Annotated in this window: 10 protein-coding genes; 2 read left to right on the top strand and 8 right to left on the bottom strand. The window is 34.9% G+C overall.

Features of this window, described 5'->3' with window-relative positions; translation table 11 throughout:
- Positions 1 to 126 precede the first annotated feature (126 nt).
- The 3 genes from EHV10_RS05955 to EHV10_RS14520 form a co-directional block, all read right to left on the bottom strand.
- Complete coding sequence (locus EHV10_RS05955) at positions 127 to 1068, bottom strand: DUF1848 domain-containing protein (RefSeq protein ID WP_128673872.1); 942 nt, start codon at positions 1066 to 1068, stop codon at positions 127 to 129.
- On the bottom strand, positions 1069 to 1701 hold the full coding sequence (locus EHV10_RS05960) for a hypothetical protein (RefSeq protein WP_207667130.1): 633 nt from the start codon (positions 1699 to 1701) through the stop codon (positions 1069 to 1071). It abuts the gene before it with no gap.
- A gap of 107 nt (positions 1702 to 1808) precedes the next feature.
- The gene (locus EHV10_RS14520; protein WP_158609906.1) at positions 1809 to 1964 is read right to left on the bottom strand and encodes a hypothetical protein; all 156 of its coding nucleotides are present in this window, start codon (positions 1962 to 1964) and stop codon (positions 1809 to 1811) included.
- Between the two features lie 303 nt (positions 1965 to 2267).
- On the opposite strand from EHV10_RS14520, the gene EHV10_RS05965 reads away from it, so the two are divergent.
- The gene (locus EHV10_RS05965) at positions 2268 to 4043 is read left to right on the top strand and encodes an IS1634 family transposase (protein WP_128673874.1); all 1776 of its coding nucleotides are present in this window, start codon (positions 2268 to 2270) and stop codon (positions 4041 to 4043) included.
- 121 nt (positions 4044 to 4164) lie between these two features.
- Here EHV10_RS05965 and EHV10_RS05970 read toward each other — a convergent pair whose 3' ends face one another.
- On the bottom strand, positions 4165 to 5130 hold the full coding sequence (locus EHV10_RS05970; RefSeq protein ID WP_128673875.1) for a DUF4300 family protein: 966 nt from the start codon (positions 5128 to 5130) through the stop codon (positions 4165 to 4167).
- 241 nt (positions 5131 to 5371) lie between these two features.
- Between EHV10_RS05970 and EHV10_RS05975 the strand changes: the two genes are divergently transcribed.
- Positions 5372 to 6847 carry a DUF1846 domain-containing protein gene (locus EHV10_RS05975; protein ID WP_128673876.1) on the top strand — a complete coding sequence of 492 codons (1476 nt, stop codon included), beginning with the start codon at positions 5372 to 5374 and terminating at the stop codon, positions 6845 to 6847.
- Between the two features lie 46 nt (positions 6848 to 6893).
- Here EHV10_RS05975 and EHV10_RS05980 read toward each other — a convergent pair whose 3' ends face one another.
- The 4 genes from EHV10_RS05980 to EHV10_RS05995 are packed head-to-tail and all read right to left on the bottom strand — an operon-like array spanning position 6894 to position 12185.
- Positions 6894 to 8699, bottom strand: a complete 1806-nt coding sequence (locus EHV10_RS05980) for a cadherin-like beta sandwich domain-containing protein (protein WP_128673877.1) — start codon at positions 8697 to 8699, stop codon at positions 6894 to 6896.
- Between the two features lie 44 nt (positions 8700 to 8743).
- Complete coding sequence (locus tag EHV10_RS05985) at positions 8744 to 10783, bottom strand: SH3 domain-containing protein (protein WP_128673878.1); 2040 nt, start codon at positions 10781 to 10783, stop codon at positions 8744 to 8746.
- Between the two features lie 42 nt (positions 10784 to 10825).
- Positions 10826 to 11236, bottom strand: coding sequence for a cytidine deaminase (gene cdd, locus EHV10_RS05990; protein WP_128673879.1), 411 nt, complete (start codon positions 11234 to 11236; stop codon positions 10826 to 10828).
- A gap of 7 nt (positions 11237 to 11243) precedes the next feature.
- A complete protein-coding gene (locus EHV10_RS05995) occupies positions 11244 to 12185 on the bottom strand; it encodes a TIGR03943 family putative permease subunit (protein WP_128673880.1) in 942 nt (313 codons plus the stop codon).
- Positions 12186 to 12200 lie beyond the last annotated feature (15 nt).

Below are 12200 nucleotides of genomic sequence, written 5' to 3' on the forward strand. Positions count from 1 at the left end.
CCGTGAATAATTCAGGTTTATTCTTCATCTTCATCTTATTTCGCATTTTTGTGTACCTCGTCTAATATTTTTAGAGCCAAAATGGAGCCAATTATAATCCAACAAATACATGATGTAATTATACATTCACATATCAAAAATGCTTAGCTGTGTTTCTTTTAATGAACCAACTTTTCTGATAGTAATTTTGTCATCTTCTTGGACTTGACCACATAGAAGTGGCGATAAAGGATCATATTCAGCAGCATTTGTTTCTACACTTTTCGAACTATAGTTTGCATAACAATATGCACATCCATTTTTACATGTATTATAAGTACCTATTTCAACACTTTCAACACATCCACATTCTATACGCTGATTCTTATCTTTTTCGACATTTAATTTGCATCCAATAATCTTTTCAATCAATTCTCTATCTATGCAGGAATTATGAACTATACCACATTCATCTAAGTCTATTTTTTCTGCGCAACTTCCAAGCTTTATATTATTATCTGCTGCTATCTTGCTTAATTCCTTAGCAAATTCTCTCAACTCATAATCGCTTAATTCATGACTTAACAGCCAATCCATATTTTTCTTATTCTTAGGATAAATATCCACAAAGCTAATCACACATTTTTCTGTATATCCGCTTAATGCCTCTGCAATACTCTTAAATGCTTTTATGTGATATTCTTTCGTATATTTATCCGAAAAGAATATAGGATCATATCTCCAAACAACTCTTTGCTTACCTATTTTATCAGACAACTCTTGAAATATTGTAATCATGGTAGTTTTTTTATTAGGTAAATTTACCTCAACATCATTTCCATACCCAGTTAATGTAAATTGAAAATAATAACTATAGTCTTTTATCTCATCTAATCTTTTCATCATTGGCAAAGGGTTCTTTGTCCAAAACACAATACAATCTACAATATCTGGAGTTATTTTTATTTCGCTTATCTGATGAGCATTCATCGGATTACGAACATATAGAAATCCCTCTTTTATTCTATTATAGAACCATTCCGAATAATAATTAGGAATATCTGTTCTTCTACTCACACTTAATATCATCTAGCTCATCCTTTCAAACATAATTACTTGATATCTAATATGCTTTACTCTTAAAATAGGCCATCTGCTTAAATATTTCTGACAATCAGATTGACAATTCATTTCTTGAATCTTATAATTCACACATTCCATATTTAGATTTGTCACAAACTTTAATGCACCTTGCGGATACTTAAAATCATTATCTAATGATACAATGCCATCATTGCAATCATAATATGTATATTGATTATATGGCCATTTGGTATAGAAACCATTTTTACTTATTGCTTCAATTAAGCATTTTGTTTTTTGCATATCTCTATCCATACTCCCTTGATCTTCCCTAAGAGATATACAAACAAAAAACCTATTTTTTTGTATCTTCTTTGACGAAAAGCTATTTGCCATAGCATTCGGTTCACTATCAGTGAACTCGCTAATTGACTTTGGAAAAAAATACACATCGGAGATAAATTGACTATTATTTGTGAAAATATCAGCTGCATTTCCAATTAAATAATGTACTTCATCATTTTGCCTTTGGGGAATTTTGTAGTTCCAGTCAATTATATCTATTCCAACATATCTTATACTACAATCCATCTTACTCTTCATTTCTAATGTATGTATCAATGACCAATAATCTATCATCGATCCGCATCCCACCGATGTTACCGAAATATGATTAGCATCATCCATCTGAGATAATACATCCAGATACATTCCACTATATTCAAATGCATAAGCAAATGCATATCTTAATAAGTTAACTGCTGAATATTTATATCTGTATAATCAGGAAGTGCTCCTGCTTCAAAATTTAATTCTTTAAATTTACATAAGCATACATCATTATCAACATAACTTTGCAAATCTTCATATATTCCTTGCAAATATTGTGTTATATCAATCATAGAAATCCCTCCTTAACTCCATATATACAATTACAGATATCATTTTATATACTGATATTTGTTTATATTATACAATATCTAACAAAAAATAGCCATTACAATTAACTCTCATACCAAAAAAACTCCCTCGCCATCATCTCCGCCGTAGCTCGATTCGGGAGTTTGACAGCTAACTACTCCCTTTATAAACCTCAAGCCCTTATAAAGACCGGATTTCAGTCTTATTTTTTGTCAAATTTTATGTTATTTTTTTGTAGCTATTTATAGTTATATGGTATAATATGAGCATGGAGGTGGAATACTATGAAGCTTACTGTAAGTAAATCAAAAAACTCTGCTACATTTTATGTTCAGAAATCCATACGCAAATCTAATGGTTCTGTCACTACAGTTACTATTGAAAAACTTGGAAATCTTGATATGGTTAAGACTAGAGCCAATGGAAAAGACCCTTACGTTTGGGCTAAGGAATATGTTGATGAACTTAATCGCAAGGAATATGAGGAACAAAAAGAGATATTGATAAAATGTTCTCCTTCAAAACTCCTGAAGCCTGATGAAAAACATTTGTTTAACTGTGGATATCTATTTCTTCAGAGTATTTACTATTCACTTAAGCTGGATAAAATCTGTTCTAAAATTTCAAAAAAGTATAGCTTTGAATATGATTTGAACGATATTTTATCTCGACTAATTTTTACTCGTATTCTTTATCCATCTTCTAAGTTGGCATCAAATCGTTCTTCCAAAATGTTTGTTGAACAGCCAACCTTTAATTTACATGATATATATCGTTCACTTTCTGTTTTATCTAAAGAAAGTGACTTTATTCAATCTGAACTTTATAAAAATAGCCAAAGAATACTTCCTCGCAGGAATGACATTCTTTACTATGATTGCACAAACTATTACTTTGAAATCGAGCAGGAAGACGAACTTAGGAAATATGGAAAATCAAAACAACATCAACCACTACCTATTGTCGGAATGGGAATGTTTATGGATCATGACGGTATTCCTCTTGCTTTTGATATTTTCCCCGGAAATAAGAATGAGCAGCCAACACTAAAGCCTCTTGAACAAAAGGTAATCGATGATTATGGTGTTGATAGTATTATTATCTGTACAGACGCAGGTCTTTCTTCAAATGCCAATAGAAAGTTTAACGACAAAACTTTATTTGGTGAAAGAATGAGAAGTTTTATAACAACACAATCTATAAAACAACTCCCAAAATATTTAAAGGAGTTTGCCCTAGACCCTGTAGGATGGTCAGTACAAGGTGAAGCAGGATTATTTAATCTGAATAACCTAGATGAACAAACAGACTATAATAAAGTCTTTTATAAGGAAAGATGGATTAAAGAAGATTTATCCAATAAAAAGGTCAAAGAAGGTGATAAAGCGTTAGAGCAACATCTTATTGTATCATTCTCCTTAAAGTACAAAAAATATCACCAAAAAATCAGGCAAAACCGGATTGACCGTGCTAATAAGCTTATTGAAAAAGGGGAATATAAAAGAAATCAAAAAAATCAAAATGATCCACGCCGTTTTATTGCTACTGAAGCAATGACATCTTCAGGAGAAGTCTGTGACAGAGAAATCCCTTATATAGATTCGAACCTCATAGCTGAAGAAGAAAAATATGACGGCTTCTATGCCGTTTGTACTAATCTGGAGACAACCGGGGCGGAAGAAATCGTTCATATAAACAAGAAGAGATGGGAAATTGAAGAATGTTTCAGAATCATGAAAACCGAGTTCAGTGCACGCCCTATTTATCTTCAAAGAGAGGATCGCATAAAGGCACATTTTATAACTTGTTTTGCTTCATTGGTAGTCTTTAGGATACTTGAGAAAAAACTTGGCGAACAATATACATGCGATGAGATTATTAACGTATTACGCTCTATGATGATGTATCGTCCGGGAGAAAAGTTAGGATATCTACCCACTTACACAAGAACAGCTATAACAGATGCACTTCATGAAGCATTTGGATTTCGTACCGATTATGAAATCTTAACCGATTTGAGTATGAAGAAAGTCTTTCGGGAAAGCAAAAAAAGTAGGTAGTCCTAGCTACACTTTTGTGAATTAAAAAAGGTCTGAAACCCTTGATATATGCGGGGTTCAGACCTTTTAGCTGTCAAAGACAGGAATATAATTCAACCAAAAATAAGCGAAAATGCAAGTACTATTTTAAGACTCTGTACTCATTCATTACTTTTCCGTCTTCAAAAATAACAGGCTTTGCAGTCAGTCCATCAGCTTCATTGTCGTAGTATCCCATCAGATAATCATTTACATCCTGTAAATTGTCAAATTCTTCTACCTGATACGGTAACTCAAATGCCAGCTTCTCAATAAAGAGATATTTATCACCGTCTTCTACCAAAATACCTGTATGCCCTATAAACTCCTGTACCTTATTCATGCCGTCGTCCATGGTCATAAATACTGAAATCATATGCATCTTATCATTGTTAAACGAAATCTGCTTATCTTCCCATGATTTTACTATTTCATCCGACAAAACATTTGTATCATGTGTATTTGTTACATCAATATACGAAAATAATGTATCAAATTTTTTCTTATCCTCACCTTCAAAAATATTTTTGTCTTTTATGGAATCAAAATCGTTAAAAAGCATTGTTGTATCACCCGGTGTAGGATTTCCGACTTTTATAAAATCTCCCATCAAAGAATATGATGTAATTCTACAGTTTCTGCCTACATATCCTCCCTTTGCAAGCCATGCATCTATAAGCTTGTCCTGATCGAATGTAGGGAAAGCGGCATCTATGGTTGTCATACTCTGAACCAGATTCTTGCTGCCTACTGCATTATTATACTCATCTACAGCATCAAAAAAGTTCTTTATCTTTTCGTCACTAAGACCTGAGTTCTTTAGAGCATTTTTTACTCTTTCTCTTGTCTCTTCATCTACAAGATTTGAATACTTTAATTTTATATCCGCATTACTTACAGCTGTGCTTGGCTCATCTGCCACACTTTCATTACCTGAACCCTCTTCAACGCTTTGTTCATTGTGTTCTATCGTCACTGTAGTGTCTTCATTTTTGCTTGTTCCTTTACTTCCACATGCCGCCAAAACAATAGCTGCACCCATAACTGTCATTAAAAATTGCTTTTTCATATAAAAACCTGCTTTCTTTTTTAGTCGCTTTAGTATATCACTTTAATTACACTTATAATATATAAGTTTGCAGATTTCTTTTTTAATAATAAATGAAAAAATATTATAATCGTGTTCAAATATTTGAAAATTAATTTAATTACTAAACTATGTTGTTTCCCCTTTAATACGGTTTTAAAAAGTGATATAATTCTATTTTGATTTTATATAATAGTTCAATACTAAAGAAGGAAGGCGTATTATGAAAATCGGTTTCGATAATCAGATGTATTTAAAAACACAATCTGAGCATATAAGAGAAAGAATAGCAAGTTTTGGTGATAAACTTTATCTTGAATTTGGCGGAAAGCTCTTTGATGATTACCATGCATCCAGAGTACTTCCGGGCTTTGAACCTGATTCAAAGCTTAGAATGCTTCTTCAACTAAAAGATCAGGCCGAAATAATTATTTCAATCTCTGCATCGGATATTGAAAAAAACAAGATTAGAGAAGATCATGGTATTACCTATGATGCCGATGTAATCAGACTTATAGATGAATTTCGCAGAAAAGGGCTGTTTGTAGGCAGTGTATGTATTACACAGTATTCAGGACAAAAGAGTGCGGACAAGTTTAAGGAAAGGCTTGAAAATCTCGGTATAAAAGTATACAAACTTTATTTGATTGACGGGTATCCAAGCAATGTGGCACATATTGTCAGTGAAGATGGTTATGGAAAAAATGATTATATCGCCACTTCAAGACCTCTTGTAATAGTTACCGCTCCGGGACCGGGATCCGGAAAGATGGCTACATGTCTTTCTCAGCTCTACCATGAGAATAAAAGAGGAATAAAAGCAGGATATGCAAAGTTTGAGACATTCCCTATTTGGAATTTGCCGTTAAAGCACCCTGTAAACCTTGCCTACGAGGCCGCTACAGCAGACTTAAACGATGTAAATATGATTGATCCTTTCCATTTGGAAGCATATGGAAAAACCACTGTAAACTACAATAGAGATATAGAGATATATCCTGTTTTGATGGCAATTTTTGAGGGAATATTTGGAGAATGCCCATATAAATCTCCTACAGATATGGGAGTAAATATGGCCGGTAACTGTATTATTGATGATGAGGTGTGCAGAGAGGCAAGTAAACAGGAAATCATAAGAAGATACTATAATTCTCTTGCCAGATTTGTTAAAGGAGAATGCAAAGCTGATGAAGTTTATAAACTTGAGCTTATAATGCAGCAGGCAAAAACAAGTATTAATGATAGAAAAGCTGTTTCTGCAGCACTTTTAAAAGCTGAAGCCACAAATACCCCTGCAGCAGCTATTGAACTTGAAACCGGAGAACTCATTACAGGTAAGACTTCCGAACTTCTTGGTGCAAGTGCCGCACTTATTTTGAATGCATTAAAAGCCCTTAGTGGTGTGGATGATGATATAAAACTTATTTCACCTACAGTTATTGCACCTGTGCAGGAATTAAAAACTACATATCTTGGCGCTAACAATCCGAGGCTTCATACAGATGAAGCTCTTATAGCTCTCTCTATTTCAGCGGCTACAGATGAAAATGCGAGAAAAGCTTTAAATGCCATACCGAAACTTAAAGGTTTACAAATGCATTCTTCTGTAATGCTTTCAGAAGCGGATATAAAGACTCTAAACAAACTTGGAATAGGACTTACTGCCGAGCCGAAATACGGTAAGAAAAAGAAATTTTAAATTATAATCCATAAAAATACCACCCGACTTATCGGGTGGTTATTTTTTAAATATCTAAATCTTCAAAATCATCATCTTCATCATCAGAATCGCTTTTAAGCTCTTCTACTTCTTCAAAATCCTTTTCTTCTACAACTTCACCGTTTGAGAGATCTATTACATCAAAATCGTCCGATTCATCCTCCGACTTTACAGGCTCTTCTTCCTTCTTCTTACTTAAAGGCATATATTCAAGAGTTGTTTCATCATTCATCTCTTCTTCAGGTATCAAATCCACTTTTGAAGTAATGTTGCTCTTGTTTTTCTTTTTTGTAGGCTTTGGTGCCGCCTTTGCAGCCTTCTTTTTATTTGAAGCCCTTGACAAAAGTAAAATTATTATAAAGATAATCAATATAACTGCAAGTGCAATCAAATTTCTTACCCACTCATTACTCTTCTCGTATTTCTTTTCAAGTGCATTATATTCTTCGGTTGATACTCCTGTATCTACATTAGGATCGGCAAAGTACCTTTGTATTGTGTGCTCCTCCATATCATATCTGTAGAAGTCTTTCTTGCCTTCTGAATTCATGGCATAAACAACACAATATCTCTTTTCATTGTCACTGCCCCAAATCCATCCTCGAATCTTTTTACCGTTTATATTTATTATGCTTTCAATAAATCCCTTAGGTACCTCTACACCTTTATCAATAGGCATTATAGTGATACTCTTAGTATTTGTGGTAAGTTGCGTATATACAGCCCATGTATCTGCAGCGTCATCATAAATATAAAAATCTCCGGATCCGTCATTGCCTACAAGATAAAGTATATACACATCCTGCCCCTTCATCTTTCCAGCCTTAACATCTCTACCTTTATATGTGAATGTAGACTCTTCAAAACCTTCCGGCAGAATATTTTTATCAAATGAATCCGATACCTGATAATCAATTCCTCCTAAGGTAAGTCCGTTATCTGTGGAAACCAAATCAGGAACGTCCGCACTGCTCTGCGTTTCTTCCTTAACTTCTTCTGCTGAAGTTTCAGAAGAAGACTCTGATGTTTCCTCTTTTTTTACCGCACTTTTATTTACATTTATAATATAACTTTCTACGGCTGAACCGTCAGGAGATGTTACCTTTACATTAATAGCATTCACTCCGACTACAAGATTATCATTTCCCGTTATAACTACTTTTGCTCCGTCCTGTCTTGCCTTTGCGTTTACCGCAATGTTGGATATATTTCCTGCTACATTCATGTCATAATTTTTCACAGTACTGCTGAAATCAGGTGAAAGCTTACCCGGACTGACTTTCAAAGAAGAAAGCATTGCATCCTTTTTATCTACCGCAACAGTAGTTGCCGCTTCCTTATTCTTTTCTACAGTAGACTCTTCTGCAGTAGTCTGATCTGCAGATTTTATCTTTATTCTACCGCTGCCTTGAGACTGCATTGTAGCCATTTTTGAGTTTGTATCATATACTTCCCATGTACTTACAACAACTGTGGTTTCCCCGGCTGTCTTGGCTTTAAATTTCAAGGAATAGTTTTGATTGTTACTGCTGCTTCCTGTATTGGATGTGACTTTTATACTTCCTGCCCCACCCTGTGCATTTGTTCCTCCGACAAAATCCAAAATGCTGTCATCATAACTTAGCATTATATTTGCGCTGTCAATGTTTCCGTCTGTTGACGATAAACTCATTACCAAATTTACTTCATCACCCACTGTTGCATTGACATCTGCAAAGCTTATACTGATACCCATAGCAAAAGCATTAAAAGCTATTACAACTGAAAATATCAATGTAAGTATAAATGAAGGTATGACGATATTTATATTATGCTTTTTTAAATATTTCATCTTGATCCTCTGACATTAACCCTACATAAAATGTAGATACAGTATTAATTTCCTCTCTTTATATTTATGCTGTACTTCTCTTTAGTTCCGTTTTGAGCTGTAACAATTATGTCAACTGTGGAGTTTGAAGAGTTCAGTTCAATATCACCGATTCCTGATACAGTTGCACTTGCATCGGCTACATTTGCTTTAATATTAACATTATTTACATTTGACGGCAATTCAACCTTATAAGAATAATTGTCACTACTAAAGCTTGGTGTAATATTATATCCGCTTATACTTAGTGAAGATAACCTGTTATTCGGACTACCGTCTCCTGTCGGCATTGCCTCAGGTACTTCAGGCATATCTCTATAGACAGGTATATGGAATGTGAAAACTCCCTTTTTATCCTCTTCCGAATATGCTCTCGAGAGCATAGCTCCCTCATTCTTTGCACCTTCAATATTTGTCATATATTGATGTTTATATTTGTTTTCACCAAGAACGTTAAATTTCTTTAAGTAGAATGTATTCTGTCCTGCTTTTGAATAAGTGCTTCCATAGAACATGGCGCCGCCTATTATTGCTTTAGCCTTTGTATTCCATGGACGAAGGTATGTATTTCCGCTTCCTGCCCACGCCAGCCCTCTGCTTGTTGCGCTCTGGTTTCCCGACTGATAAGCCTCTATATTGAAGAAATTATAAACACCTGTTGCTCCGCTTATAAGCCCTGATGTACCTTTAACTCCCTGTTCCTGTATAAGCATTGCGGCTATAACATAGGGATTAACACCGGAACTTTTGGCAGCATCCATAATCATATCAACATATGTAGTACCGTTTGAAAGTGTATTTGCATTTTCAGTGACTGAACTTGCTGCAGTTGATGCATATGTACTGTTTGAAGCGCTTACACTCTCTTTAATACTGTCACTGTTTACCACTCCCGGTCCATGCTCCGTATCATTAAACTCCGTAGTTGATTCAAAAACCGGCGCAGGTGCAGGTTCTGTATATCCCGGACCGTTATCTTTATCTTCTACCGTCGGAAGTTCTTCTTTCGCTGTTGTTGCAAGAGTTACATTTTCTACACCCGGACCTACAAGTTCTGCGTTTTCATTAGAATCTGCCACAGGACCGTTTGTATTGGTCGAATATACTTTACTTTCAGCACTTTGTACACTTTCCGGAGCCTTTACACTTGAGTAACTAACTGTACTGTTCTTATTCGTTCCGGAAGTCTTTGCTTGTGTTGTAGAAGTTGCTGCTGTTGTAGTTTCCGCTGTTGTAGCTGTAGTTGTCGGTGCCGCTGTTGCAGACGGTGCAGTACTCTTGACACTTGATGTACTTTCCATGAAAGTACCTTTAAGCATCTTCTCAACACCTTCTTCGGTCTGTTCACCTGTAGTATATCCATGGTTTAAAAACTGAAATATATTGGTTGAATCCAAAAAGTTCCTTGGATCCATATAATATCTTATAATACTTTCACTTGCGGCAACCCATTCATTTGAATCAAATCCGGGCCATGTGCCGTTACTCCAGTTATACGCACCTCTCGCAGTTGATTTCCAAGACGACTTTGCATCCTTTTTTACAAGATTAACTCCTACTACCGATTCATTTCTTATTACTTCATCCCATGAAATATCTACATTTTGTACAACAAATTTCCAGTTTGGATATTCGGCATGTAAGGCTCTTAGCCTGTTCTTATAGCTCTCCGGAAAACCTGCTATCTCAGACTCGAAATTCTTATCGGTTGTATACTTTGCAGTACTTTCCGTTTTTATATAATTCTTTGCCACATAGCCTTCTTTGTCACCTGAACCGGTGTTAAAGCTTATTTTATACCAATACATTCCGTCACTGTTGACTTCATCAAGTACTGTAACACTTGTATCTCTTTCAAGTGTGGCAATAGTATTATTTCCTGTACCGGCATTTGATCTTACATTAAGTACACTTACATCTACACTACCCTTCTTTGTAGTAAATGCATTGATATCTTTTATAAAAATATTTCTTCCGACACCTGTGACAAGTATCGTACCCATTGTCGTTACCAGAATAAATTTATTTAATAATGTTTTCTTCATCAAACCTTCCTATATCTGTTTTTTATATGTACATTTTAACTGTCATTTTAGATTATCAGGTCCAAATCCGAATGGTAGCAATTCTTCCAATTTCATAGTTTTTATCTTTGCACCGTCAGACATTACGATTTCAAATTTCTTAGGGTTACAAAACTCCTGCATGACCTGTCTGCAAACTCCACATGGAGTACATAAAGCATCCGCATCTTTGTCTTCAAAGCCTCCGACAACGGCTATCTTACAAAAATCATATATTCCTTCAGATACCGCTTTAAAAAAAGCTGTTCTCTCCGCACAATTACACGGAGTATATGCCGCATTCTCTATATTACAACCATGTATAATCTTTCCAGATTTGGTCATAAGTGCAGCACCTACTTTATATTTTGAATATGGAACATAGGCCATCTTTCTTGCCTTTTTTGCTTCTTCCAGTAATTCTAAATCAGACATAATTCTCCTAAAACTGTACTAATCCGTCTATAGGTCCTGTAAGTAAAATATCATTTGCATATATTACAGGTCCTTTAGCGCGATATTGAGGGCTCATTTCATACTTTATTTTGCCCTTTACCTTTACCCAGTCCTTGTTTTTAAAATTCTTTGCACCCTTATAGTGACATACAAAACCCAAAAACTGAATGTCGGCCTCACAACATGTCATTGCTCTTCTTCCGGGAATCAATATATCATCACCGATTCCGTCAGGTCTCACCACCTGAGCAACAAACTCAACTTCTTTTCCGTCATATTTTTCAGTTCTGTCCATAGCATCAACATAGAAAATACCATATTCCTCAGGTTTGATAATAAGTTTTGAAGCTTCAAGATCATATGGAAGATTTATGCTGAAATCTCCTGTAATCTCTCCCTCTTCTCCTTCAAAAATAATTTCCGCATTAGGTGCCATGGCCTTTATTTGAAGATGATATGTGCTTAAAATTTCCTCATCAATATCATCCGCTCTATTGCATATAACAAGCTCGGAATCCTTAAGCATCTTACCCATGTATGCCTTCAGGTCCTTGTTCTTTATATAGAGATCCAATATAGATGTATCATATATGGTAATCATCTGATTAACATACCAGATATCAGGTATTTGTATCTTGTCCTGTTCCCATAGTCCGTTCCACTCTATAAGAATTCTTTCAGGATTCACCTCTTTGGTAAACTCTATCATCTTTTCTTTTGTAAAATCCGATATATCATCTATGTACTTTAAGGTTGTGTGAGTGGACTCCAATAAATCTTTATCATATTCCTCTTCACCCTCTTCACATACAATCAATAATGTATTACCGTCAGTCTGAAAATACTCCTGCTGCATTGTAAATTTCATAAACTGTGTTTTACCGGCTTCTAAAAAACCATTGATGACAAAAATAGGTAATCTTTCCATAACTTCTCCAATCAA

Origin of the sequence: Lachnoanaerobaculum gingivalis (assembly GCF_003862475.1) — a bacterium.
Lineage (GTDB): Bacteria > Bacillota > Clostridia > Lachnospirales > Lachnospiraceae > Lachnoanaerobaculum > Lachnoanaerobaculum gingivalis.